Origin of the sequence: Pseudomonas sp. ADAK13 (assembly GCF_012935715.1) — a bacterium.
Taxonomy (GTDB): domain Bacteria; phylum Pseudomonadota; class Gammaproteobacteria; order Pseudomonadales; family Pseudomonadaceae; genus Aquipseudomonas.
The window spans coordinates 2,144,788-2,170,638 of the sequence record NZ_CP052860.1 but is presented as its reverse complement, the minus strand read 5'-3'; the positions used below and the strand labels follow the sequence as shown (position 1 = coordinate 2,170,638).

The following is a 25,851-nucleotide window of genomic DNA, read 5'->3' as shown; positions in this document are numbered from 1 at the left end:
GGGAGCAGCGCCGATTAAAGTTAAGAAATCATTTCCATTCGAAGATCTTCCATGACGGGATCAGCATATCCGGCTGGTCAGAGCGGATGAAGTTCGCATCGGTTCCGTCCGCGCGCACCAGGAAATACGGCGGAAAGCCTTTCTGGGTCACCTTGATCGCGTACAGGAAACCATTTTGGCGGTATTCCTGAATGGTCTTGTCGCCCTCCGTGCGAATGGTGACTTCCGGGTCGCCCGAAGGGGCAGTATCTGCCGCCATGGCTGCCATCGGAGTAAGTGCAATCAAGCCGGTCAACAACAGGCGATTTACTGTACGCATGATAACCTTGTCCCTTTGTCGTCATTGGTCCGGCTATTCTAGCGCCTGACCCGCCGAAAAGGTTGATCCTGCTCATGAGCCAAGCCCCCCTCGTCCTGGTGGACGGTTCTTCTTACCTGTACCGCGCTTTTCACGCGCTGCCCCCGCTCACCACCTCCAAAGGCCTGCCCACCGGCGCGGTCAAGGGCGTGCTGAACATGCTCAAAAGCCTGCGCAAGCAGTACCCGAACAGCCCGTTCGCGGTGGTGTTCGACGCCAAGGGCGGGACATTTCGCGATGAGTTGTACGCCGAATACAAGGCCAACCGCGCGAGCATGCCGGATGACATGCGCGTGCAGATCGAGCCGCTGCACCAAAGCGTGATCGCCCTGGGTTTCCCGCTGCTGTGCGTCGAAGGCGTTGAAGCGGACGACGTGATCGGCACCCTGGCCCGTAGCAGCGCGGCCGCCGACCGGCCGGTGGTGATTTCCACCGGTGACAAGGACATGGCGCAGTTGGTGGACGGGCACATTACCTTGGTCAACACCATGACCGGTAGCGCCATGGACGTTGAGGGCGTGAAGGAGAAATTCGGTGTCGCTCCCGAGCAGATCATCGATTATCTGGCGCTGATGGGCGATTCGTCCGACAACATCCCGGGGGTTCCGGGCATTGGTCCAAAGACGGCTTCCGGCTTGCTGGTAGGCGTCAACGGCGGTTTGAAGGAGCTCTACGAGCAGCTCGATATCGTGCCGACCCTGCCGATCCGTGGCGCCAAGACCCTGGTCGCCAAGCTCGAAGAGCACAAGGAAAGTGCATTCCTTTCCTACCAGTTGGCGACGATCAAGATCGACGTGCCGCTGGATGTGGGCCTGGACGATTTGCACCTGATCGAGCCGGATCGCGAGAAGCTTCTGGAGCTGTACACGCTGCTGGAGTTCAAGAGCTGGATTGACGAGATTCAGCGTGACGCCAAGCGTGTCGAGTTGAGTGCGGCGCCCTCGGCCGCTGTCACTGAAGAAGCGGTTGAGACGGTCGCCCCGGTTTCTGTGGAGCCGGTGTATGAAACCATCCTTACCCAGGCTCAATTCGATGCCTGGCTGAAGAAGCTCAACGACGCCAAGCTGTTTGCCTTTGATACCGAAACCACCGGTGTCGATGCCCAGCAAGCCCAGTTGGTGGGTGTGTCCTTTGCGGTAAAAGCCCACGAAGCAGCCTACATCCCGCTGACCCATTCCTACATCGGCGCGCCGGAACAGCTGGATCGGGACACCGTGCTGCTGGCCCTGAAGCCGTTGCTCGAAGACCCGGAAAAACTCAAGGTCGGCCAGCATGCCAAGTTCGACATGAACATCCTGGCCAACTGCGCCATCGGTGGCGACCCGGCACATGGCATCACCGTGCGCGGCATCGCCTTCGACACCATGCTTGAGTCCTACGTGCTGAACTCCGTCGCGACCCGCCACGACATGGACAGCCTGGCGAAGAAGTACCTGGATTACGACACCGTCAGTTTCCAGGACATTGCCGGCAAGGGCGCCAAGCAGCTGACCTTTGACCAGATTGCCCTGGAGCAGGCCGGGCCTTACGCGGCGGAAGACGCCGATGTAACCCTGCGCCTGCATCAGGAACTGCATAAGCAGCTTGCGGCTATCCCTAGCCTCGCCAGCGTAGTGTCTGACATCGAGATGCCGTTGGTGCCGGTGCTGGCGCGCATTGAGCGCCAGGGTGCCCTGGTGGATGCGGCCTTACTGGGCATCCAGAGTATCGAGTTGGGCAACAAAATGGTGGACCTCGAGCGCCAGGCGTACGAAATCGCAGGCGAGGAGTTCAACCTGGGTTCGCCCAAGCAGTTGGGGGCGATCCTCTACGAGAAGCTCGGGCTGCCGGTGCTGAAGAAGACCGGCAAGGGCCAGGCTTCGACGGCCGAGGAAGTCTTGGCCAAGTTGGCCGAAGACGACTATCCGTTGCCGAAAGTGCTGATGCAGTACCGCAGCATGAGCAAGTTGAAAAGTACGTACACCGACCGCCTGCCGGAACAGATCAACCCACGCACCGGGCGCGTTCACACGTCCTATCACCAGGCCGTCGCGGCGACCGGGCGTCTGTCTTCCAGCGATCCGAACCTGCAGAACATTCCGGTGCGTACCGCTGAAGGCCGTCGGATTCGCCAGGCATTTGTCGCGCCCAAGGGCTACAAGCTGCTGGCGGCGGACTATTCGCAGATCGAGCTGCGCATCATGGCGCATTTGTCCAAGGACGAAGGCTTGCTCAATGCGTTCCGCGACGACCTCGACGTGCACACCGCGACGGCGGCCGAGGTGTTCAAGGTTGAACTGGCTGAGGTCACGTCCAATCAGCGTCGCAGCGCCAAGGCGATCAACTTTGGCCTGATCTACGGCATGGGGGCCCAGAAGCTGGGCAAGGACATCGGCGTCGACACCAAGACCGCCAAGGCTTACATCGACGTCTACTTCGCCCGTTACCCGGGGGTTCGCGAGTACATGGACCGCACCCGTGCCCAGGCAGCTGACCAGGGTTACGTGGAAACCCTGTTCGGGCGCCGCCTGTACCTGCCGGATATCAACTCCAACAAGCCTCAGGAGCGTGCTGGCGCCGAGCGTACGGCGATCAACGCGCCGATGCAGGGCACCGCAGCCGATATCATCAAGAAGGCGATGGTGAAGGTCGACAACTGGCTGACGGACTCTGGGCTGGACGCCAAGGTCATCCTTCAGGTGCACGATGAATTGGTGCTGGAGGTGCGTGAGGACCTGGTGGCTGAAGTCAGCGCGAAGATTCGTGAGCACATGAGCGAGGCGGCGAAGCTGGATGTGCCGCTGGTGGTGGATGTCGGCGTGGGCAACAACTGGGACGAGGCGCACTAAGCGCAGGGCTTGGGCCGCGGCATCATGCCGCGGCCGCGCTTTAGATCGGAAAGCGCGGCGAGTTATTTCCAATAGTTTTTGGAGCGTGCCGGAACTTAACCCGTGAATTGCTACTCAGAGTTACTGAATGGGTGGTGAAGCCCTTCAATGCTCCTATGTTGTGTTAAGTGTTGGCAGATATCTGGACCCCGCCCTAGCGGTCCGGAACTTGGACCCCGAACTTCCCCTCCCCATACGAAGTCCGGGGTTTTTTTTGCCCCGAGTTTTTACTCGGCGACCTCCGAACCCTTGTCAGCCAGTTCCATCCAGCCTGCCAGAACAGTGTAGGCGTCTTCCAGGCCCAGGCGTTTTGGCGCCGAGAACAGCTGGATGGTCACCGCATCGCCCCAACCTTTACGGATTTCGGCCTGCACTTTGAGCAGGGTGTTTTTCGCTGCGCCGTAGGTGAGTTTGTCGGCCTTGGTCAGCAGGATGTGCATCGGCATGCCGCTGGCGACGGCCCAGTCGAGCATCAACAGGTCGAAGTCGGTCATTGGATGACGGATGTCCATCATCAGAATCAAACCCTTCAAACTCTCCCGGCCACCCAGATAGGCTTCCAGGTGACGCTGCCAGTGCAGCTTCAGCGGGATAGGTACTTTTGCGTAACCGTAGCCCGGAAGGTCGACCAGACGCCGATCATCGTCTAGCTTGAAGAAGTTGAGGAGCTGTGTGCGCCCCGGGGTTTTCGAGGTGCGAGCCAGGCTGGCGTGGGTCAGGGTGTTCAGCGCGCTGGATTTACCGGCGTTGGAACGGCCGGCGAATGCGACTTCGAAGCCTTCGTCATCGGGGCATTGGTCGACTTTGGCGGCGCTGAGCATGAAGGTGGACTGTTGGCACAGGCCGAGGATGGGATTCTTGAGTTGCATGAGTTTTCCGATGTGGGCGGTGCCGGGAATGGGTGCGGCAAGCGGTGTCGTTTCCGTTTCAGTAGCGCCAGTATATAATGCCGCAGATTTTGTGTGTGCTTTGTCCCAGCGAAGGATGAAGTTCACGGGAGCGATAGACCTTTATTGCGCATTAGAACGCAAAACGCTCTCAAACCCTGAAAAGGTCGATGTATGACCAAGTGGCTGCTGGCTTTCGGTGTCTTGATGCCACTTTACAGTGCGCAGGCTACACAGGATCCGGAGGCTGTGTACAACCGCGTTTGCGGGGCCTGCCATGCCGGACAGTTGCCCAACGCCCCGAAACGGGGTGACCAGGCAGCCTGGAAGCCAAGATTGGCTCAAGGTATGGACACGCTGGTGCAACACGTGACCCAGGGTTTCAAGGCGATGCCGCCGCGTGGTTTGTGCATGGACTGCAGTACCGAGGATTACCAGGCCGTCATTCAGTTGATGGTGAGTAAACCCGGTCCATAACTCTTTAACCCTTAGCCGTAGTTGGATTAGCTGATGAACAAACTGATCGTGAGTCTGCTGTTGACCTTGGGCATCACCGGTGTTGCCCATGCCGCAGGCGACGCCACTGCCGGCCAGGCGAAAGCCGCCGTATGTGGTGCTTGCCATGGACCGGACGGTAATAGCCCGGCGCCAAACTTTCCAAAACTGGCCGGCCAGGGTGAGCGTTACCTGACCAAGCAGATGCACGACATCAAGGACGGCAAGCGTACGGTCCTGGAAATGACCGGCTTGTTGACCAACCTCAGCGATCAGGACCTGGCAGACATCGCGGCGTATTTTGCCAGCCAAAAGGGCAGCGTGGGGGCTGCTGATCCGAAACTGGTGGCCCACGGTGAAGAACTGTTCCGTGGCGGCAACCTGGAAAAAGGCATGCCTTCGTGCATCGGTTGCCACTCGCCTAATGGCGCAGGCCTCGCGGCTGCCGGCTTCCCGCACTTGAGCGGCCAGCATGCCCAATACATCGGCAAACAGCTGACCGATTTCCGTGAAGGTAATCGTACCAACGACGGCGACACCAAAATCATGCAGAGCATCGCCGGAAAACTCAGCAACAAGGACATCGAAGCCGTGTCCCAATACATCCAGGGCCTGCACTAAGCGCCCCGGCTACGTTAACGCTCGATTAATCCGTCGATGCAAGCATAAAAAGGGTGGCCTAGGCCGCCCTTTTTTGTGGCCGGTGCCGTTACACTAACGAACTCATGTCCGCGTAGACCTGTCACAACAAAGGTCGCGTGAGGCGACTTTATTTGTCCAGGAGTAAAGCATGCGTAATCTGATCCTCAGCGCCGCTCTCGTCACTGCCAGCCTTTTCGGCATGACCGCACAAGCTGCCGACGTGCCGCTTGAAGCCGGTAAAACCTATGTTCAGTTGGAGACGCCTGTACCGGTTTCCGTGCCGGGCAAGATCGAAGTGGTGGAGCTGTTCTGGTACGGTTGCCCGCATTGCTACGCGTTTGAGCCGGTGATTAATCCGTGGATCGAAAAACTGCCTGCGGATGTCAATTTCGTGCGTATCCCGGCCCTGTTCGGTGGCCCATGGGATGCCCATGGCCAACTCTTCATCACCCTGGACACCATGGGTGTAGAGCACAAGGTCCACGCCGCCGTGTTCAATGCCATCCAGAAAGAAGGCAAGCGCCTGCTCAAGCCTGAGGACATGGCTGATTTCGTCGCCACTCAGGGTGTCGATAAAGCCAAGTTTGTTGAAACATTCAACTCGTTCGCCGTGAAGGGCAAGATGGCCCAATACAAGGCACTCGCCCAGAAATACGGCGTGCAAGGCGTACCGACCCTGATCGTCAACGGCAAATACCGTTTTGACATCGGCAGCGCCGGTGGCGAAGAGCAAGCGCTGAACGTGGCTGACCAGTTGATCGCCAAAGAGCGCGCAGCCAAGTAAGGGGCCCGTCATGCGTCGCTGGGGTACTGAACGTGTCGTTGGCCTGCATGACCCGAAGGTCAACGAACACCACCTGGAATCAACGGGCCTGCCGGCAGACAGCCGGTTGCGCCTGCTCAGTTTCAATATCCAGGTGGGCATCAGTACCGAGAAGTACCGGCACTACCTGACCCGTGGCTGGCAGCACCTGCTCCCCCACAACGGGCGTGCCGGCAATCTGCAAAAGATCGGTGACCTGCTGGGCGACTTCGACCTGGTAGCCCTGCAGGAGGCTGACGGTGGCAGCCTGCGCTCCGGCTACATCAACCAGGTCGAGCACCTGGCCCAGCTCGGCGCCTTTCCCTACTGGTATCAACAACTCAATCGCAACCTCGGCAAACTCGGCCAGCACAGCAATGGTGTGCTCAGCCGCCTCAAGCCGTGGGCGATCGAGGATCACCCGTTACCCGGCCCGAAAGGCCGCGGGGCGATTCTCGTGCGGTTCGGCGAAGGGCCGGAAGCGTTGGTGGTGGTCATGATGCACCTCGCGCTGGGGGCTCGAACCCGCACCCTGCAGTTGGCCTATATCCGTGAGTTGATTGGAAACTACAAACACCAGGTGCTGATGGGTGACATGAACACCCATGCCACAGACCTGCTACAGAATTCCCCGTTGCGTGACCTTGGTTTGCTGGCGCCGCAAGTCGAAGCCACCTTTCCCAGCTGGCGTCCGCAACGTTGTCTTGATCACATCCTGCTCAGCCCGACCCTGACACTCGAAAGTGTGCAGGTACTGGCGCAGCCCATCTCCGATCACCTGCCGGTCGCGGTAGAGATTCGTCTGCCGGGTTCGCTCACGGCTGATGCATTGCCCGCGTTGAGCCCCGGCCCTCGCGGACCCCTTGCATGAGCGACGACGCCCAGCGCTGGAAAGAAAAATACCTTAAAAGCATCGAGCAACAAGAAAAGCTCGAACGCCGCTGGGCCGCCCGTCTCGACCTGCTGCGCCGCGGGCTGGTGCGCAGCACCCTGGCAGCTGAAGGCACCGACCGCGCGGTTGACCAATGCATGAAGGAAATGCGCGATGTTGTCCGCACGGACGACATGGACGCCGCCCTCGCCGCGTTGCTGCCGCGCCTGGAAAAGGCCGTACTGGATTCGGAACAGCGCCGTGAAACCCGGGTCGATCAGATCGGCACGGCGTTGACGGCCCTGGTCACCCAGTTACAGAAACTGCCCTTGCCGCGTGAGGTGAGTCGCCCGCTGAAGGCGTTTGCCAAACAGCTGGACGGTCGGGTCGGCCAGGCGCGGGAGATCCCGCTATTACTGAGTGAGTTGAGCGGCCTTCAGGGCCAGGCATTGAGTAACCTGGAGCCGGAGGGCGAAACCAGCCGTTCGAGCCCGGGGCTGTTGCAGCGTCTGTTTGGCGCCAGGGACGCCGCGGCAGAAGCTTCGGAGGTGGAGGCCCCCGCGCCATCCCGTCCTGTGGTTCACGCGCCTGCTGCGCCAAAGCCTGTGGATGAGGTTGATGTGCCAGCGCAATCGGCGGAGCTGACTCAAGCACTGCGGGCTTTTGCGCCGCAGCCGAAAGCCCCGGCTTCCGTTGAACCACTGCCTGAGCGTGTACCGCAAGTAAAGGCTGCCGAGGTTGTCATCGAAGTGGCGCCTGTGGCTCCCGACGTCGTGGCCGTCGCGCCCGTCATCGAAGTGCTCGCAGCGATGATCGAACCGCTGGAGCCCGAACAACCGGTCGAAACGGACGTTGAACCTGCCGTTGAGAGCGCGCTCGCCGCCATGCTCGAAGCGCCAGAGGTGCAGGTCCGGGAGCCGGAGCAGACGGAGATCGGCAGTCTCTCCTTGCCACCGGTCCTGGCTGACGAGCTGGAAGAGTCGCCCGAGTCGGCAGAGCTGAACCCCGACGAGCTGCAAGCGGATCAGGCCTACGCCTTGCCCGACACCCCCGAGCCGTCTTACAGCTCGGTGGCCAAACACATTGAAGACACCCTGATCGGCTTGCTGGAAGACCTGTCGCTGCCAGAGCGCCATCGGCCCCAGGCCGAAGCCATGCGTGAACGTCTGGCCCATGGGTTGAACTGGTACGAACTGCTGCCGATCCTCGATGACCTGGCGGTGTTGATGCTGGCAATCACCGACAGCGGCCAGCACGAGTTTGAGGCCTACCTCAAGCAGCTTAATGAGCGCCTCGAAGCGTTCCAGGGGCACTTGCAGGTGGCCAGTGATGGCCACGCGGACAGTCGCTCGGCCGCCAGAGAACTGGATACCCAGATCCGTGAACAGGTGGATGGCTTGCAAACCAGCGTCCAGGACGCCGCCGACCTCGACAGCCTCAAGCATGTGCTGGAGAGCCATCTCGAAGGTCTGCTGGGCACCATGGACGAACACCAGCACCAGCGTGACCAGCGCGAACAGGAAGTCGCCGCGCGCCTGAAAGGCCTGGCCGAACGGGTGGCCAATATGGAGCAAGAGGCTCAAGGCTACCGTGAGCACCTGGAGGTTCAGCGCCAGAAAGCTTTGATCGACCCACTCACCGGCTTGCCCAACCGCGCCGCCTGGAGCGAGCGCCTGGAGCACGAGGTCAACGCCTGGCACCAGCGTGGCAATAGCCTGTCGCTGGCGATGCTGGACCTCGACCATTTCAAACGCATCAACGACGGTTATGGTCATCTGGCGGGCGACAAGGTGCTGAAAATCATCGCCACGGTGCTTCGAAAACGCCTGCGCCCCAACGACTTCATTGCGCGCTTTGGCGGTGAAGAGTTTGTGCTGCTGATGCCCAACTCATCGTTGTCCGATGCCTTGGCCGTGGGTGAAACCTTGCGGGCCGCCATCGAAGCCTGCCCGTTTCACTTCAAAGGCGAGCCGGTGACGATTACGGTGTCCATGGGCATGGCGCAGTTTCAGCCGGGCGAACGCAGTGACCTGGCCCTCAAGCGCGCCGACGAGGCGTTGTATCGCGCCAAGGCAGCGGGGCGTAACCAGGTGCAGGCGGCCTGAAAATGTTCCATTTTGTTTAAAACGTCGCATTTGGCCGCTGGGCAGCAAACGGTACGTTACACTGTTGCATTATCGTCTTAAGTGTATTGTCTGCTGCCATGAAATTTCTGTGTTCTGCCTTTCTGCTTCTCCTGCTCGCCGGTTGCGCGAGCGGTCCTCGCCTGGACACCAGCCACCCGTCGTCGAACCACGACAACCGTGTGCAGTTCGTCATCGTGCACTACACCTCGGCGTCCCTTGAGCGTTCCCTCGCGCTGTTGACCCACGGCCAGGTCAGCAGCCATTACCTGATCGGCGACGATGCTTCAGGCACCATCTACAAGCTGGTGGATGAAAGCCAGCGCGCCTGGCACGCCGGAGAAAGTGAGTGGATGGGCCGCACGTGGCTCAACTCCAGCTCCATCGGGATCGAGATCGTGAACCCGGGGTACCGCGATTTGCCGACAGGCCGCGTCTGGTACCCGTACACCGAGGCGCAGGTGCAGTCGCTGGTAGTGCTGCTCAAGGACATCAGCAAGCGCAACGGCATCGACCCGCGGAACATCATCGGTCACAGCGACATTGCCCCGCTGCGCAAGCTGGACCCGGGCCCGCTGTTCCCCTGGAAGCGCCTGGCGGATGAAGGGCTGGGCATGTGGCCGGACGCCAAGGCGGTTGCCCGTTACCAGGTGCAGTACGCCAGCGATTTGCCGAGCATTACCTGGTTCCAGGAAGAGTTGGCGAAGTTGGGCTATCCGACGCCGCAGACCGGCGAGCTGGATGTGGCGACGCGGCATGTAATGGCCGCGTTCCAGATGCACTTCCGGGCGTCGCTGTTTGACGGGACGCCGGATGCCGAAAGTGCTGCGATCCTGCGGGCGTTGAATCACCAGTAACTGTTGCCGGCGATAGCCTCCTCAGCATCGCCGTCGCCGGCAAGCCTTGCTTCTACAAAGGCAGCGCCATGTAGAACTGCGTCCCCTGCCCCGGCCGTGAATAAACCCCCATGCGCCCACCGTGCAACTGCACAATTTCCTTGCACAGCGCAAGGCCCAGGCCGGCGCCGCCTTTCTTGCGGCCTACCTGCACAAACGGTTCGAAGATCCGTCCCTGCTGGCCGTAGGCAATGCCTTCACCGTTGTCTTCGACGCTGACAATCACTCGTTCGCCATGGCGACGCGCCTGCAGGCGGATCTGACCACCGTCGGCCGTATGTCGCAGGGCATTGCCCAGCAAGTTGTCGAGCACCCGCTCCAACTGCGCCCGATCGGCATGCAACCTCGGCAGCGGGGACTGTTCCTCAACCAGCAATTCGATGTTTTGCGCATTCGCCTGCTCGGCGAAGCGGGCGCGGGCATGTTCGAGCAGGTCGCTGATGTCGCACAGGCCTAGGGTGAGCTTCTGCAAGCCATTCTGGTAACGCGAGAAGTTGAGCAAGTCGTTGATCAACTGCATCAGGCGCTGCATTTCCTCGTTGACCGTATCCAGCAAGTCCGCTTCGCGAGACTCCGCAGGAAACTTCGCCCGTTCACGGAACAAGCCGAATGCCATGTGCATTCCCGTTACCGGCGTGCGCAACTCATGGGATGCGCGTAATACAAACTCACTGCGCACCCGTTCAAAGGCACGTTGTTCGGTGACGTCGTGCAGCACCATCACCGCCCCCAGAATATGCCCCTGGGTATGGCTGACCGGCGTCAGGCTGTACGTCAGCAAGCGCAACTCGCCTTCGACCTCCACTTCCAGGTCTTCGGGTGCGCGCTCCAGGTTGCCGCCGCGCAGCACCAGGTGCAGTTGTTCATCCAGTTCCGGGCGGTCCAATGCATCACCAAGGCCCTGGCCCAGGCGCTCCTCGTCCCAGCCCAGTTGGCGCTGTGCCACCGGGTTGAGGTGCTCAAGGCGGCCTTGGCGGTCGATCATCAGCAGGCCATCGTCGATGCTGTCGAGCACCGCCTGCAGGCGTTGCTGCCCGGCGAGCAGTTCATCGACATTGGTTGCCTGATGCTGGCGCAAGGCTTCGGCCATGATGCCGAAGCGGCGGGTCAGCAGGTTCATCTCGGCGGCCGAGGAAATGGGCAAGGTGACTTCGAAGTTACCCTGGCCGATCTTGTCGGCGGCCTTGGCCAAGGCTTCGATTGGCCCGCCAAAGCGCCGGGCGATACCGTGAGCGGTCACGAAGCCAATGATCAGCACTGCCAGCCCGACCAGGCCCAGCAGACCGGCAATCAACAGTGCGCGTTCCCGGGACTTGTGTTCGGTGTCGTTGATGTTGTCCAGGGCCTTCTTGTGCTCGGCGATCAGGCCGTTGCGCAAGATGTTGAAGCGCTCGGTCAGCTCGTCGTTGTTGCGCAGTGCCGGCGGGGCATTTTCATTTTTGTCGAATGCCTCGAGAAAGCTCAGGTAGTTGGTTTTCGCCTGGGTAAAGCCGCTGGTTGCGGCATCCTTGTGCTCGTGATCGATGCCTTGCTGCAACAGGCTGAAATAGCGCTGCTTGGAGTCCTCAAGGGCGGCACGATTGGGCTGCTCGTTGAGCATGATCATCAACTGGTCGCCGAGGGTTTGCCGAAGCTTGAGCCCCAGGTCCAGGGTGATGAAGTTGCTGCGAATCAACGATTCCTGGGTTTTGGCCATTTGCATGACACTCACCAGCCCCAGCAGCAATCCCAACAGGGCAACGGTGATCAGCGCAGAAATGCTCAGGAACAGCCGAGTGCGCAGCTTCATCGCAAGCTTCATAAGTTACAGCTCACAGGTTGTATTGTTTGCGTTTGCGGTACAGCGTCGACGCATCAATGCCAAGGGTCCGGGCTGCCTGGTCCAGGGTGTCACTGGTGGCCAGCACTGCGCCGATATGGGCTTTTTCCAATTCATCCAGGCTGAGCGCCGCGCCAATACGCGGGGCGTTGTTGGTTGGCTGTTCGGCCATGCCGAGGTGGCTGATTTCGACCTTTTCCTGTGGGCAGATGATGCTGGCCCGCTCCACCACGTTGCGCAGTTCACGGATGTTCCCCGGCCAGCGGTAGTTGAGCAGCGCCTCACGGGCTTCATCGCTGAATCCTCGAGCCGGTCGGGCATATTCCTTCACGAAGCGCGCAAGGAAGCGGTCGGCCAGGGTCAGGATGTCTTCGCTGCGTTCGCGCAGGGGCGGCAGGTGCAACGTGATGACATTCAGGCGATACAGCAGGTCTTCGCGGAAACGGCCATCGCGGACCATGTCTTCCAGGTTCAGGTTGGTGGCGGCGAGGATTCGCACGTCGGCACGGCGAGTCACCGGGTCGCCGACGCGCTCGTATTCCTTGTCCTGGATGAAACGCAGCAACTTGGGTTGCAAGGTCAGCGGAAAATCGCCGATCTCGTCGAGAAACAGCGTGCCGCCGTCTGCCTGGTTGACGCGGCCGAGGGTGCTTTCGCTGGCGCCGGTAAACGCGCCGCGACTGTGGCCGAACAGTTCACTTTCCATCAATTCTGCGGTCAGCGATGGGCAGTTGATGGTGACACAGGACTTCTTCGCCCGCTTGCTCCAGCCGTGGATGGCCCGGGCCAGCTCCCCTTTACCGGTGCCGGACTCGCCAAGAATCAGGATGTTGGCGTCAGTGCCGGCCACTTGGCGTGCGGTTTCCAGCACCACCATCATCGCCGGGCTGTGGGAGTCGAGGCCGTCCTTGGGCTGGCGCACTTCGCCTTCCAGGGCTTCCAGGCGCGCAGAGAGCTGGCGCACTTCCAGCTGCTTGGCCGTGGCCAGACGCAATTGGTCGGGGCTGCACGGTTTGACCAGGTAGTCGGCAGCGCCGGCCTGGATCGCATCCACGGCGGTGTCGACGGCCGAATGGGCGGTGACGATTACCACGCGCATCCAGGGCGCCTGAATGCGCATTTGCGCCAGGACGTCGAGGCCGTTGTCTTCGCCCAGCCGCAGGTCCAGGAAGCACAAGTCAAACACCTGACGTTGCAACAAGGCATCGGCCTGGGCGGCGCTGTTGGCGGTGGCTACGGTGTAGCCTTCATCTTCCAGGCAGTAACGGAAGGTGCGAAGGATCGCGGATTCGTCATCCACTAAAAGAATGCGGCCTTGAAGTTCCTTGGCTGATTCCATCTGTCCCGCGCTCCTTAAGAATGAATGATGTTGTTTAGTCCCGGAATAATCGGGCAAGTTGCATGGTTTATTCTGATTGATTAAAGCCGTCATCGTGCAGCTATCTGCGCTTCTTCTTACAGAGACGCCGATTCAAGGCGTTTTTATCTCCCTCTAGCCACTTCGGCAGCCGAACGTTGCGTTCCTATCCCCCGATCCGACCAGTGACCATCGTGCATTTCGCACGGTATGGATAGGGGCATCGTGCAGGATGCTCGTGGTGTCAAAGCGCTTTTGTTTTTAACTAATTGATTTTATTGAGTTTTATTTTGTTAAAAAACTGGCACGCCGGCTGCAATACACCTCATACGAGCTTCATCAACGAATAATCAGAATGCGGGAGAGATACAGCATGACTCGCCAAAGCCTCACCCAACTGCGTGTATCGCCACTGCGTCTGCAACAGGGGTTGTTTGCCAGCCTGGCCCTGATGGTGACCTTGATCGGCGGTCAGCAATTGGCGCATTGGCAGCAGAGTCAGCCGCAGGCCGCGCATTTTGAACGCCCGATGATGACCCAGACCCATTTCCGTTCCGTCGGTGGTTCCGCCGCCGACGTGACAACCCCGCAACTGACGGCGGTTGAACAGGATTCCACCCTCGGCGACCTGCCTTATCAGGAACGCTGGGTGTTCTAGGCACGACACGGTCCTTCAATCGAGCGACCGCACGCATCACCGCTGTTACCCCTAAAAGAAGCGTAAGGAGAATCACCATGTTGAGTTGGGCAATCACATTTCTGATCATCGCCATTGTGGCTGCAGTCCTGGGCTTCGGTGGCATCGCGGGCACCGCCACGGGTATCGCCAAGATTCTGTTTGTGGTCTTCCTGGTGATGTTCATCGCGTCCTTCTTCTTTGGCCGTCGTGGCCGAGGCTAAACATGTTCAATTCGTCCCTTAAAGCCCTGGCTGCCGCCCTGTTGTTGGGCGGCAGCGGTCTGGCACTGGCCGCCAATGACGGCCAGTCCCGGGCCAACGAACTGCTGAGTGCGGACCCGCAGTACCGCGAAACCTGGCAGAGCGTGGTCAAGAAGGAAGAGCGTCTGCCGGAATGGGTGATGAACCTGTCGGGCAGCGCTGAACAAATGAACGCCGTTGAAGAGGATGGTGACAAGTACTTGGTAGGGCCACTCTGCGAAACCGCAGATACGTGCCTGAACAAGCGCCTGATCGTCGCCTTCAGCTTTGACAAGGAAGATGCCTATGCCATGTTGGTGGAAGTTCCGGCCGGCCTGCCGTCGGACAAATCGCCAACACGGCACGCCGACTACCGTTTTCTTGGCAAGCCGGACGAAGGCATGCAGAAGCTGTTGATGGAACAGCTCAAGAAAGATCCGAATTGGTACTAGGTTTGGTCTGACGACGCTGTCGTCTACCGGCTTATCGTCCATAGAAAGGAGCGCCACGCTTCTTTCTGTTTGCACGGCCCGACAAGGGCGGTGCATGACCAAGGGGCCGGGTTGCTCTGATCGATAGGATCGGCGTGACCTACGGGGACAGGGAGTGCCTGCGCAAGGGCCGGGTCAGGTGAAAAGCTGCGACGCAAGTTCGCAAGCCGATGGCTTGTGGAACTTGCGACGGGCTTATGGCTCTTATCCCCGCTTCCGTCATACCGCCCATAGCGGCAATTTTCCTTTTTGCATCGCCTCAACCATTTCCTGGTGTTTCCACGTGACCATCTATCGAGAAAGTTTGTCTCCTGCCAGACGAGTTTTTCAATGGTATGCGTAGGAATTTTCAGGGGTTTTCAGCTGAGGCCGTAGATTTTCAAAAAACCCTGCGCGAGCCTGAAATGGCCGGTTCGCGGCATTTATGCCTGCCGAAATGTCGTATTCGAACTGACCGGTCAGACAGAAAAACTCAAAAAATCTCATGCCGATTCGGCATAGGGTAGGCGTTTACGGCATTAGACGTCGCCTCCTTGCATCGGAATAGTTGCGCCTTTTTTCGCCTGCCAGTGAGCCATATCGGCCAACTGCGGTGACCTTCTACGGGGGCAGATGCACACACTTTTTCGCTCTCGAGCGTTCCAGCTGCTGGCGCATCTGCCTGAGTCCACTTGAAGTAAGGGTAATGACATGAAGAAGGCAAAGCTAAGCCTCGCCTGGCAGATCCTCATCGGTCTGGTGCTGGGGATTGCAATCGGTGCGGTGCTTAACCATTTCAGTGCTGAAAAGGCCTGGTGGATCAGCAACGTGTTGCAGCCCGCTGGCGATATCTTTATCCGCCTGATCAAGATGATCGTTATCCCGATCGTGATTTCGTCGCTGATTGTGGGAATCGCCGGCGTTGGGGATGCGAAAAAGCTCGGTCGGATCGGCGTGAAAACCATCCTTTACTTCGAAGTGGTCACCACCATCGCCATTGTGGTCGGCCTGCTGCTGGCCAACCTGTTCCATCCGGGTACTGGCATCGACATGAGTACCCTGGGTACCGTCGACATCTCCAAATACACCGCCACCGCCGCCGAGGTTCAGCACGAGCACGCGTTCATCGAGACGATCCTCAACCTGATCCCGTCGAACATCTTCGCCGCCGTGGCCCGTGGCGACATGCTGCCGATCATCTTCTTCTCGGTGTTGTTCGGCCTCGGCTTGTCGAGCCTCAAGCCTGAACTGCGCGAGCCCCTGGTGACCATGTTCCAGGGCGTGTCCGAGAGCATGTTCAAAGTCACCCACATGATCATGAAGTACGCCCCGATCGGCGTGTTTGCATTGATCGCGGTGACGGTTGCCAACTTCGGCTTCGCTTCCCTGCTGCCGCTGGCGAAGCTGGTGGTGCTGGTTTACGTCGCCATCCTGTTCTTCGCCTTTGCGGTGCTGGGCTTGATCGCTCGCCTGTTTGGTTTCTCGATTCTCAAGCTGATGCGCATCTTCAAGGATGAGCTGGTACTGGCCTACTCCACCGCCAGTTCCGAAACCGTGCTGCCGCGTGTGATCGAGAAGATGGAAGCCTACGGCGCGCCGAAAGCGATCTGCAGCTTCGTGGTACCCACCGGCTACTCGTTCAACCTCGACGGTTCGACCTTGTACCAGAGTATCGCGGCGATCTTTATCGCTCAGCTGTATGGCATCGACTTGTCGATTGGCCAGCAACTGATGCTGGTACTGACCCTGATGGTCACCTCCAAAGGCATCGCCGGCGTGCCGGGCGTGTCCTTCGTGGTGCTGCTGGCGACCCTGGGCAGCGTTGGCATTCCGCTGGAAGGCCTGGCATTTATCGCCGGTGTCGACCGCATCATGGACATGGCCCGTACCGCACTGAACGTGATCGGCAACGCCCTGGCCGTACTGGTCATCTCCCGCTGGGAAGGCATGTACGACGACGCCAAGGGCGAGCGCTACTGGAACTCCCTGCCGCACTGGCGCACCAAGGAAGCACTGCCGGCCGGCGAGACCACTCGCGGCTGATCGCCAGGACTGCCTCCTACACAAACCCCGGAAAATCCGGGGTTTGTCGTTTCTACCAGCCCCGCTATCATTCGCCCCATCTTTCGGGGGATTCAACTGATGCTCAATGGCCTGTGGCTTGGCTTTTTTATCGTGGCGATGGTGTCCGCGCTGGCGCAATGGCTGATCGGCGGCAACGCCGGCATCTTTGCAGCAATGGTGGAAAGCATCTTCGCCATGGCCAAGTTGTCGGTCGAGGTGATGGTGCTGCTGTTCGGCACCCTGACCTTATGGCTGGGCTTCCTGCGCATCGCCGAGAAAGCCGGGATCGTCGACTGGCTGGCCAAGGCGTTGGGGCCGCTGTTCCGCCGCCTGATGCCGGAAGTCCCCGCCGGCCACCCCGCCATCGGTCTGATCACCCTCAACTTCGCCGCCAACGGCCTGGGCCTCGACAACGCCGCCACGCCCATCGGCCTCAAAGCCATGAAGGCGTTGCAAGAGCTCAACCCCATTCCCAATACGGCCAGTAACGCGCAAATCCTGTTCCTGGTGCTCAACGCGTCTTCCCTGACCCTGCTGCCGGTGACGATCTTCATGTACCGCGCCCAGCAAGGTGCGGCTGACCCGACGCTGGTGTTCCTGCCGATCCTGCTGGCCACCAGCGCTTCGACCCTGGTGGGCCTGCTGTCGGTGGCGGTGATGCAACGCCTGCGGCTGTGGGACCCGGTGGTGCTTGCGTATCTGGTTCCAGGTGCGCTGGTACTGGGTGGCTTCATGGCCTTGTTGGCGACGCTCTCAGCCACTGCGCTGGCGGGGCTGTCTTCGATCCTTGGCAACCTGACGCTGTTCGGGCTGATCATGCTGTTCCTGGTGATTGGCGCGTTGCGCAAGGTCAAGGTCTACGAGGCGTTTGTCGAAGGCGCCAAAGAAGGCTTCGACGTCGCCAAGAACCTGCTGCCGTATCTGGTGGCGATGCTGTGTGCGGTAGGCGTGTTGCGCGCGTCCGGCGCGCTGGATTTCGGCCTGGAAGGCATTCGCCATCTGGTGGCCTGGACCGGCATGGACACGCGCTTTGTCGATGCGTTGCCGACGGCGATGGTCAAGCCGTTCTCTGGCAGTGCGGCGCGGGCGATGCTGATTGAGACGATGCAGACCCAGGGCGTGGACAGCTTCCCGGCGTTGGTGGCGGCGACGATCCAGGGCAGTACCGAAACCACCTTTTATGTGCTGGCGGTGTACTTCGGCTCGGTGGGCATCCAGCGGGCGCGGCATGCGGTGGGGTGTGCGTTGTTGGCGGAGTTTGCTGGTGTAGTGGCGGCGATTGCCGTCTGCTACTGGTTCTTCGGTTAACACCTAGGTCAACTGTGGCGAGGGAGCTTGCTCCCGTTGGGCCGCGAAGCGGCCCCAGCAAGGTTTCGCAGTGTGTCAGTCACAGCTCATTGGCTGGTTTTGGGGCTGCTACGCAACCCAACGGGAGCAAGCTCCCTTGCCACGAAAGCGCGGCTTCCCTGACCCACCACCCAATCCACAACCTGCTTGTTCAGCGTATCCCCAGCCTGACCAAATCCCGCCACCACCGCCGGCACCTTCGTATCCCCCACCGGCTGCCTCACCTCAAACCGCTTGCTGGCAATAATCCGCTGATCACTCCCGCGTACCAGCCGCGCATCCAGCCGTATCACCACCTCCACCGCGCTGCCGCGATACTCACTCTGAAACGCCTGCAACTGCCCGCCCAGCTCAAAGTCCGCCTGCAGATTGGTCTCGTCGGTACTGAGCAACGTCACACGTCCATCCCGCTGAAACCCGTCCAGCAACCGGTTACGCAACAGCACCGGCGCCGGATCGCTCCAGCGTGAATTCGCATAGCTGCTGATCAAGTCGCCATTGGGCACCACGGCAATCCGCGGGCTGTCGAGGAATTCGCTGGTCTGCGGCTTGGCCACCCGCAGGGACCACGCCACAGGGCTGGCCTGTGCGGTGGTCTGTGCCGATGGCAACCGGTACACGTCCGAAGGATCTGCCTTGGGCAAGATCGAGCACGCACTGACCAATGCCAGCGCAACGGGGGCGATCATTTGGTAAGCACGCTTCATGGCGTGAACTCCTTGTTCTTGTCGCTGCCCAGCAGGTAACCGCTGGGGTTGGCTTCCAGGCGGCGGGAAATCGCGCGTAACGAGCCCAGGGTTTCCCGCAGCTCGCGTACCGCAGGCGCCAGTTCGTTGAGGCCCTGCATGCCGCTGTTCAGGGAATCCTTGTTGTTGGTCAGCAGCGTGTCGATGGTGGCTGTGCTTTGTTGAAGGGATTGCATGGCCTTCTCGGCGCTGCCAAACATCTGCTTGCCCTGGTCGTTGAGCAAACCGTTGGCGTTGCGCATCAGCGCGGTGGTCTGCTCCAGCGTGGCACTGGCTTGTTTGCTCACCTGCATCAATTGCTGCATCACCACTTTGATGTCGCCGCGTTGATCGGCAATCGCGCCAGTGGTCTGTTGCAGGTTATCCAGGGTATTGCTGAGGCGGTCGACGTTCTCTCGGGAGAACATATGATTGGCGTTGTGCAGCAGCAGGTTGATGCTGGTCATCAAGTCATTGCTGTTGTTCAGCAGGCGCGCGATAGGCGACGGAGAGGCGATGATTTGCGGCAGTTCGCCGTCCTTGCCCTTGAGTTCCGGGCTTTGGGGTGTGCCGCCGCTGAGCTGGATGATCGACGTGCCGGTGATGCCGGTCAGGGCCAGCTTGGCCTGGGTGTCTTCCTTGATCGGCGTTTGCCCGGCCAGGCGGATGCGCGCCAGCACCCGGCGCGGGTCTTTCGGGTCGAGGCGCAGGCTGGTGACATCGCCAACCTTGATCCCGCTGTACTGCACCGCGCTGCCCTGGGACAGGCCACTGACGGCCTCATTGAAGATCACTTCGTAATCCTGAAACGCGCTGTCGACGCTCGACTTGGCCAGCCACAGGCCAAACAGCATGGCACCGACCACGACGATCACGCTGAACAGACCGATCATCACATGATGGGCTCGGGTTTCCATGTCATACCTCGTTGAGCAGTTGAGCGGCATCCAATGCCGCGCGGCCCCGTGGGCCATGGAAGTATTCGTGAATCCAGGCGTCGTCGGTTTCCGAGACGACATCGATGGCGTCCGCCACCAGTACCTTTTTCTGTGCCAGCACCGCCACGCGGTCGGTGATGGTGTACAGCGTGTCGAGGTCGTGGGTGACCAGGAACACGCTCAGGCCCAGCGCATCGCGCAGGGTCAGGATCAGTTGATCGAAGGCGGCGGCGCCGATCGGGTCAAGGCCGGCGGTAGGTTCGTCGAGAAACAGGATGTCCGGGTCCAGCGCCAGGGCGCGGGCCAGGGCTGCGCGCTTGATCATGCCGCCGGAAAGTGACGATGGGTATTTGTCGGCGGCCGACAGCGGCAACCCGGCCAACGCCAGTTTCACTGCTGCCAGGTGTTCGGCGTCGGGACGGCTGAGGCCGGCATGCTCGATCAGCGGCAAGGCGACGTTTTCCGTGACCGTCAGCGAGGAAAACAGCGCGCCCTTCTGGAACAGCACGCCGAAGCGCCGTTCCACCATCGAACGCTCATGCTCCGACAAGCTCGGCAAGTTCTGCCCGAACACCCGCACCTGCCCTTCGCTCGGCTGACGCAGGCCAATGATGCTGCGCAGCAGCACCGACTTGCCGCTGCCCGACCCGCCGACCACCGCGAGGATCTCGCCCTTGTACAAATCCAGGTCGAGGTTCTCGTGCACGCTTTGCGGACCAAAGCGGTTACACAGGCCACGGACTTCAATCACCGCCTCGGTGGGCGCACGGCGTAAGCGACTCACCAGCCCATCTCCATGAAGAACAGCGCTGCGACCGCATCCAGCACGATCACCACGAAAATCGATTGCACCACGCTCGAGGTGGTGTGGGCGCCGACCGACTCGGCGCTGCCGCTGACCTTGAAGCCTTCGAGGCAGCCGATGGCGGCGATCAAAAAGGCGAAGATCGGCGCCTTGACCATGCCGACCAGGAAATGCTGCACGCCGATGTCCGATTGCAACAGCGACAGGAACATCGCCGGCGAAATATCCAGGGCCACGGCGCACACCACGCCGCCGCCGATAATCCCCGAGATCATCGCCAGGAACGTCAGCATCGGCAGCGCCACCAGCAACGCCAGCACCCGGGGCAACACCAGCAATTCCATCGGGTCCAGGCCCAGGGTGCGGATCGCGTCGATTTCTTCGTTGGCCTTCATCGAGCCGATTTGCGCGGTGAAGGCACTGGCGGTGCGGCCGGCCATCAGGATCGCGGTGAGCAACACGCCAAATTCCCGCAGGAACGAGAACGCCACCAAATCGACGGTAAAAATGCTCGCGCCAAAACTGGCCAGCACGGTGGCGCCGAGAAACGCCACCACCGCGCCCACCAGAAAGGTCAGCAAGGCAACGATGGGTGCCGCATCGAGGCCGGTCTGTTCGATATGCGCAACCATCGGCGTCACGCGCCAGCGCTTGGGCCGGAACACGCCACGGGCGAAGGTTTCGAGGATCAGGCCGATAAAGCCGAGCAACTTCATGCCGTCTTGCCAGACGGTGTACACCGCGCTGCCGATGCGTGCCAGCAACATAATGCCGGCGGCCTCTTCCGGTTCCTTGACCGGCACACAGAAGTCGTTCAGGGAGCGGTAGACGGTTTTCAACAGCGCGCGGTCGGCGGTCGAGAGGCTGCAGTCGGTGTGTTCGGCGGATTGTTCGATGCGCTCGGGGCCGAGCAGCTCCACCAGCAGCGAAGCGCCGGCCGTGTCCAGGGCGCCCAGGCCGTTAAGGTCGATGCGGGTGCCCGCGTCGTACTGGCCGTCGAGCTTTTCCGACAGCTTCTTCAGGTTGGCATAGTGGGCAAGCGTCCAATCCCCCGTAATCCTCAGCTGTGGAGGTTGGGTGGACGTGTCCAGATGGGCTGCACCGGCCGTTGTGCTACTGGTCATAAGCTCCGAGCTTGTTTGGCTATTCCAGAATTCCTACGTAATAGCACGATCCTGCCTACTTTGGCGCGTCCGGCGTTGCTGGGGCCTGACCGGCGTCAGTCACCTTGAAGCGCAGCACGCCGATCACTTGGCCATCTTCGGTCAGCACCCGTACCTGCCAGCGGCCCACCGAGTCGGGGGGGAAGTTCTGTTTGTGGGTCCAGGCCCGATAGCCTTCCTTGCGCCCGCCGTGAATGTCCAGGGCGATGCGGTCGACTTCCTTGCCGTTGAATTTCCACACATGGTAAATCCGCTCATCCAGCCCGCGCGGTGCGTTGATCGCGGTGTAGGCATACAACCCGCTGCTGCGCAGTTGGGCGGCGCTGACTTCTTTCAGGTCATCGCCGGGCGTGCGGTCCTGCAATTGAGTGCTGATGGCCACTTCGGTCATCCACAACGTCGCGGGCGGCACCCAACTGCGCAGGAACCAGCCGGCGCAACCAATCGCTGCCGTAACCCCCAACAGCATCGCCCAGCCCTTGATACTGCGCAGCGGCAGGCTCACGGCCAGGCTCGGGATCGAAAGCAGCATCGCCACACCGAGGGCCAGTTTGTAACTCTCGGCGGTGGTCAGGTGCAGGATGATCGGCAGCGCGGTCAGCAGGGCCGCAAACAGGGTCAGGGTGTGCAGCGCCAGGAACAGCGAACGCTTGGGCGCCAGCCACTTGTAGTACAGCGGGTCGGTGATCGAGACCAGCGCCGCCGCGCCCAACAGGCCAGTAAAGATCGACTGGCCGCTGTTCCAGGTGGTGGTGACAAAAAAGAACGGCAGGACAAAAAACAGGCTTTCCTGGTGGATCATCTGCGTGGCGTAGCGCAGCAGCGGTTCGGGGATTTCCCGTTTGAAGACTTTGCTGAACAGCTGGGTGAAGCTGTTTTCCAGCATCAGCCATAACCAGCTCACCAGCATGATGATCGCGATCCAGCTGGCCATGCCTTGCTGGCGATCCACCAGGATGAAGCTGCCCACACCGGAGATGAAACCGCCGAGTGCAATCACCCCTGGGTAGCGCTTCATCAGTTCGAGGACGCGCTGGATGGTCTGGGTCAGGATAGGCATTCGGCAGTTCACAGTCTTCGTAGGAAAAATCCCAGACAGAATAACGTTTTAGCCGTTTTCCCGGGGCCTCATTACGCAATCCCTTTGCGATAACGCCACACGCCGAGCAACCCAATCGCGATCAGCCCCAGCGCGCCGGCGGCGATCCAGTTGAGGGTGTCGTAGCTGAACAGCGGCTTCTCGATGCGCCAGTAGCCGTTCTGCTTGAACAGCTCGCGCATGGCCTGGTTGGTTTGCTCCAGGCTGACGGCCTTGATGCGCTTGGCCGGGTCGCTGAAACGCCCCTTGGCGTAGTCGCCCGACGCGCTCCAGTAATAGTCGGCCAACGCACTGTTGCCCTGAACCGCCCACGCCTGGCGGGCGATGGCGGCTTGTTGCAGGCGGGCGAAGGTGGCGGGGTCGAGGCCGTCCTGGAGCAGTTGGGCCTTGAGGGTTTCCAGCACCTGTTCGGCTTCGGGCAAGTCTTCGCGCTCGAGGTCGGCGTTGAGGCTCATGAAGCCGACGCCGCCGAGCACTTCGCGTTCGCTCCATGGGCCGTAGGACAAACCGTGCTGCAGCCGCAATTGGCGATACAACGCCCAGTCCAGATAGTCCTTGAGCAGGTCGAAGGTTTCATCGTACTGGTCGTCCATCACCGGCTCGGGGAACAACCAGTGCAGCTTGGCGTTGTCACCCACCCAGCCATGGATCAGGTCACGGCGAATCGCGGCGGCGTGTTGAATCTCCGGCAGTGCACGATGTTCCGTGGGGTCAACCGGATCCAGCTCGCCGTAGGTGCGTTCGAGGTAGGCCGGCAACAGCTTGTCGAGGTCGCCGACGATAATCAGGGTCATGTTGTTGGGGGCGTACCAGGCCTTGCGCAGTTTTTCCAATTGGTCGCGGGTCAGATGGTCGACGTCGGCACGTTCGGCGCATTTGAGCCCCAGTTCCACCGCAAGCTGACTGCTGGCCTTGTGGCCGAGGTCCTGGCGGTCCAGCAGGCGTTGCAGGTGCGAGTAATGGCCGCCGTCTTCGCGTTCCACCACCTGTTTGGCGGCATTGATGTTGGCGTCGGTCAATTCGGTACGGGTGATGATGGCCAGCAGCAGGTCGAGCACCTTGCGCTGGTTTTGCGCCGGTGCCTCGATGACGAAAGTGGTGTCGGCGTTGCTGGTATAGGCGTTCCAGTCGCCGCCGAGGGCTTGCATGCGTTCCTCCAGCTCACCTTCGCCGCCACCGTCGATTCCGCTGAACAGCAGGTGTTCCAGCAGATGCGGCAGCTCTTTGTCTTCGCAACTGAAGTCGTCCAGACCGACGCCTACCACCAGGCGAATGGCCACGTGGCCGCGCTCGGTGCCCGGCTTGAGCAGCAGTTGCAGGCCGTTGGGCAGTGTGTAGCCCTCGACTTGCAAGCGGTCAAAGGCAAAGGTGTGTGCCGAGCCCATAAGCAGGCAGGCGAATAACAGGCGACGCATAACAAGCTTCCTGGCGAGTGAGGTCCTTGTTAACTGACTTCACTCGCCACCTTACGTTCAGGGCGAATGGGTGATGTCGGCAATATCGTCCGCCGAAAGGGCGCCGGTGTCGGTGGTTTCCAGCACCACATACGCGCTGCTGCAGAACAGCGAGTTGAGGCGCTTCATGTCGGCAATAAGCTCCAGGTGCAGGGAACTGGTCTCCAGGCTCTGTACGATTTTACGTTGCAAGCGGCTGACGTGAGCGTGGGCCAGGCGACGCTCCTGGGCGCGAAAGCGACGTTTCTCCCGCAGCAATTGCCGGGCGCTTTCCGGGTCGGCGCTGAGGAACACCGACAGGCCCAGGCGCAGGTTGGCGATCAACTGGGTTTGCAGGCCGGCGAGCTCTTCCAGGCCGACTTCGGAGAACGAGCGGCGCTGGGAGGTTTTTTGCTGCTGGACCTTGCGCAGCATGCGTTCGATCAGGTCACCGGCCAGCTTCAGGTTGATCGACAGCTCAATGATTTCGGCCCAGCGTCGGCTGTCGTGCTCGCTGAGGTCTTCGCGGGGCATTTGCGCGAGGTAGAGTTTGATCGCGCTGTAGAGCGCCTCAACGTCGTCGCTCAGGCTGCGCATTTCCTGGGTGATGGCGGTCTGCTTGCCCCGCAGCACTTCCAGCATCGAGGTCAGCATATTGTCGATCAAGTCGCCCAGGCGCAGGGTTTCGCGGGCGGCGTTGGCCAGCGCCAGGCTTGGCGTGGCGAGCGCCGCCAGGTCCAGGTGGCGGGGCTTGGCCAGGCCGTTGACCTCTTCACGCTCCGGCAGCAACCAGGCGCACAAGCGGGACATCGGGCCAATAGTCGGCAACAGGATCAGGCAGCGGATGACGTTATAGAGCAGGTGGAAGGTGATCACCATGCCTTGGGCGCTGTAGTCCAGGGTGTCCATCCACAGCGCCAGCGGGTCGAGGGCCGGGATGATCAGCAGCAGGCCGATCAGCTTGTAGAGCAGGCTGCCCAGGGCCACCTGGCGACCGGCGGCGTTCTGCATGCTGGTGCTGAGGAAGGCCAGCACGCCACTGCCGATGTTGGCGCCGATCACCAGGCCGATGGCCACGTGCAGGCCGATCACGCCGGCGCCGGCCAGGGTCGCGGTCAGCAGGACGGCGGCCAGGCTGGAGTAGGAAATCATCGCGAACAGTGCGCCGACCAAGGCATCGAGCAAGATATCGCCGGTCAGCGAGGCGAACAGGACCTTCACGCCCTGCGCGTGGGTAATCGGGCCTGCGGCTTCGACGATCAATTGCAGCGCAAGAATGATCAGGCCCAACCCAATACCGACACGGCCCATCTGTCCGGCGCGCGTCTGTTTGCGCGAGAGGAAGAAAATCACCCCGAGAAAAATCAGCAGCGGCGACAGCCACGACAGGTCAAAGGTCAGCACCCGGGCCATTAATGCCGTACCGACGTCGGCACCGAGCATGGTCGCCAGGGCGGGCATCAGGCCCATCAGGCCCTGGCCGACAAACGAGGTCACCAGCATCGCCGTGGCGTTGCTGCTTTGCACCATGGCTGTCACCAGGATGCCGGCGATAAACGCCAGCCAGCGCTTGGACATGTTCTGCCCGATGACCTGGCGCAAGTTGGAACCGTAGACCCGCAGGATGCCGGTACGGACGATGTGCGTGCCCCAGATAAGCAGGGTCACGGCGGAAAGCAGATTGAGCAAGGTCAGCATGCTCGGCCCCCCGTGTGGGTTAGCTCAAAAAGAGCAAATAAGAATTGCCGCGTGCCGTTCTACGTCTTGTACTT

At 60.8% G+C, this 25,851-nt stretch carries 23 protein-coding genes; 12 read left to right on the top strand and 11 right to left on the bottom strand.

The genetic code is table 11. The features are described from left to right. Window positions 1-28 precede the first annotated feature (28 nt). Window positions 29-319, bottom strand: a complete 291-nt coding sequence (locus HKK54_RS10105) for a DUF2782 domain-containing protein (RefSeq protein ID WP_010168640.1) — start codon at window positions 317-319, stop codon at window positions 29-31. Between the two features lie 74 nt (window positions 320-393). On the opposite strand from HKK54_RS10105, the gene polA reads away from it, so the two are divergent. Then, on the top strand, window positions 394-3,186 hold the full coding sequence (polA, locus tag HKK54_RS10100) for a DNA polymerase I (RefSeq protein WP_169386716.1): 2,793 nt from the start codon (window positions 394-396) through the stop codon (window positions 3,184-3,186). Between the two features lie 266 nt (window positions 3,187-3,452). On the opposite strand, the gene yihA is transcribed toward polA, so the two are convergent. Beyond that, the gene (yihA, locus tag HKK54_RS10095) at window positions 3,453-4,094 is read right to left on the bottom strand and encodes a ribosome biogenesis GTP-binding protein YihA/YsxC (RefSeq protein WP_010168644.1); all 642 of its coding nucleotides are present in this window, start codon (window positions 4,092-4,094) and stop codon (window positions 3,453-3,455) included. A gap of 192 nt (window positions 4,095-4,286) precedes the next feature. Here yihA and HKK54_RS10090 point away from each other — a divergent pair, with 192 nt between their 5' ends. From HKK54_RS10090 to HKK54_RS10065, 6 genes are all read left to right on the top strand, one after another. Beyond that, window positions 4,287-4,589: a c-type cytochrome gene (locus HKK54_RS10090; protein WP_010168645.1), complete on the top strand. Its 303-nt coding sequence runs from the start codon at window positions 4,287-4,289 to the stop codon at window positions 4,587-4,589. A 33-nt stretch (window positions 4,590-4,622) separates the two neighbouring features. Then, the gene (locus tag HKK54_RS10085) at window positions 4,623-5,228 is read left to right on the top strand and encodes a c-type cytochrome (protein ID WP_010168648.1); all 606 of its coding nucleotides are present in this window, start codon (window positions 4,623-4,625) and stop codon (window positions 5,226-5,228) included. Between the two features lie 169 nt (window positions 5,229-5,397). Beyond that, complete coding sequence (locus HKK54_RS10080; RefSeq protein WP_010168650.1) at window positions 5,398-6,033, top strand: thiol:disulfide interchange protein DsbA/DsbL; 636 nt, start codon at window positions 5,398-5,400, stop codon at window positions 6,031-6,033. Between the two features lie 10 nt (window positions 6,034-6,043). Next, a complete protein-coding gene (locus tag HKK54_RS10075) occupies window positions 6,044-6,922 on the top strand; it encodes an endonuclease/exonuclease/phosphatase family protein (RefSeq protein WP_010168652.1) in 879 nt (292 codons plus the stop codon). Continuing rightward, complete coding sequence (locus tag HKK54_RS10070) at window positions 6,919-9,027, top strand: GGDEF domain-containing protein (protein ID WP_169386715.1); 2,109 nt, start codon at window positions 6,919-6,921, stop codon at window positions 9,025-9,027. Before HKK54_RS10075 ends, HKK54_RS10070 begins: the two co-directional genes overlap by 4 nt. A gap of 98 nt (window positions 9,028-9,125) precedes the next feature. Continuing rightward, a complete protein-coding gene (locus HKK54_RS10065; RefSeq protein ID WP_010168656.1) occupies window positions 9,126-9,902 on the top strand; it encodes an N-acetylmuramoyl-L-alanine amidase in 777 nt (258 codons plus the stop codon). Window positions 9,903-9,954: 52 nt separating this feature from the next. Here HKK54_RS10065 and HKK54_RS10060 read toward each other — a convergent pair whose 3' ends face one another. Continuing rightward, window positions 9,955-11,742, bottom strand: coding sequence for a KinB sensor domain-containing domain (locus HKK54_RS10060; RefSeq protein ID WP_169386714.1), 1,788 nt, complete (start codon window positions 11,740-11,742; stop codon window positions 9,955-9,957). A 10-nt stretch (window positions 11,743-11,752) separates the two neighbouring features. Continuing rightward, window positions 11,753-13,099, bottom strand: coding sequence for a sigma-54-dependent response regulator transcription factor AlgB (algB, locus tag HKK54_RS10055; protein WP_010168658.1), 1,347 nt, complete (start codon window positions 13,097-13,099; stop codon window positions 11,753-11,755). 391 nt (window positions 13,100-13,490) lie between these two features. Between algB and HKK54_RS10050 the strand changes: the two genes are divergently transcribed. The 5 genes from HKK54_RS10050 to HKK54_RS10030 all read left to right on the top strand — a co-directional run bounded on the left by HKK54_RS10050 (window position 13,491) and on the right by HKK54_RS10030 (window position 17,877). After that, complete coding sequence (locus tag HKK54_RS10050) at window positions 13,491-13,775, top strand: hypothetical protein (protein WP_010168659.1); 285 nt, start codon at window positions 13,491-13,493, stop codon at window positions 13,773-13,775. Between the two features lie 77 nt (window positions 13,776-13,852). Next, on the top strand, window positions 13,853-14,017 hold the full coding sequence (locus HKK54_RS10045) for a DUF1328 domain-containing protein (RefSeq protein ID WP_003170804.1): 165 nt from the start codon (window positions 13,853-13,855) through the stop codon (window positions 14,015-14,017). Between the two features lie 2 nt (window positions 14,018-14,019). Then, the gene (locus tag HKK54_RS10040; protein ID WP_010168664.1) at window positions 14,020-14,487 is read left to right on the top strand and encodes an inhibitor of vertebrate lysozyme family protein; all 468 of its coding nucleotides are present in this window, start codon (window positions 14,020-14,022) and stop codon (window positions 14,485-14,487) included. 729 nt (window positions 14,488-15,216) lie between these two features. Further along, window positions 15,217-16,548: a glutamate/aspartate:proton symporter GltP gene (gltP, locus tag HKK54_RS10035; RefSeq protein WP_169386713.1), complete on the top strand. Its 1,332-nt coding sequence runs from the start codon at window positions 15,217-15,219 to the stop codon at window positions 16,546-16,548. Between the two features lie 99 nt (window positions 16,549-16,647). Beyond that, entirely contained in the window at window positions 16,648-17,877 is a 1,230-nt protein-coding gene (locus HKK54_RS10030; protein ID WP_169386712.1) for a nucleoside recognition domain-containing protein, read from the top strand. Between the two features lie 86 nt (window positions 17,878-17,963). Here HKK54_RS10030 and HKK54_RS10025 read toward each other — a convergent pair whose 3' ends face one another. The 7 genes from HKK54_RS10025 to HKK54_RS09995 form a co-directional block, all read right to left on the bottom strand. Continuing rightward, on the bottom strand, window positions 17,964-18,623 hold the full coding sequence (locus tag HKK54_RS10025) for an ABC-type transport auxiliary lipoprotein family protein (RefSeq protein WP_169386711.1): 660 nt from the start codon (window positions 18,621-18,623) through the stop codon (window positions 17,964-17,966). Continuing rightward, window positions 18,620-19,558 carry an MlaD family protein gene (locus tag HKK54_RS10020; RefSeq protein ID WP_010168668.1) on the bottom strand — a complete coding sequence of 313 codons (939 nt, stop codon included), beginning with the start codon at window positions 19,556-19,558 and terminating at the stop codon, window positions 18,620-18,622. Before HKK54_RS10020 ends, HKK54_RS10025 begins: the two co-directional genes overlap by 4 nt. Before the next feature lies 1 nt (window position 19,559). Then, complete coding sequence (locus tag HKK54_RS10015) at window positions 19,560-20,363, bottom strand: ABC transporter ATP-binding protein (protein WP_010168669.1); 804 nt, start codon at window positions 20,361-20,363, stop codon at window positions 19,560-19,562. Continuing rightward, on the bottom strand, window positions 20,360-21,508 hold the full coding sequence (locus HKK54_RS10010) for an ABC transporter permease (RefSeq protein WP_010168671.1): 1,149 nt from the start codon (window positions 21,506-21,508) through the stop codon (window positions 20,360-20,362). Before HKK54_RS10010 ends, HKK54_RS10015 begins: the two co-directional genes overlap by 4 nt. A gap of 55 nt (window positions 21,509-21,563) precedes the next feature. Then, window positions 21,564-22,607 carry a DUF5924 family protein gene (locus HKK54_RS10005; protein ID WP_169386710.1) on the bottom strand — a complete coding sequence of 348 codons (1,044 nt, stop codon included), beginning with the start codon at window positions 22,605-22,607 and terminating at the stop codon, window positions 21,564-21,566. 71 nt (window positions 22,608-22,678) lie between these two features. Continuing rightward, on the bottom strand, window positions 22,679-24,061 hold the full coding sequence (locus HKK54_RS10000) for a M16 family metallopeptidase (RefSeq protein ID WP_169386709.1): 1,383 nt from the start codon (window positions 24,059-24,061) through the stop codon (window positions 22,679-22,681). Window positions 24,062-24,118: 57 nt separating this feature from the next. Then, on the bottom strand, window positions 24,119-25,777 hold the full coding sequence (locus HKK54_RS09995) for a Na/Pi cotransporter family protein (RefSeq protein WP_169386708.1): 1,659 nt from the start codon (window positions 25,775-25,777) through the stop codon (window positions 24,119-24,121). Window positions 25,778-25,851 lie beyond the last annotated feature (74 nt).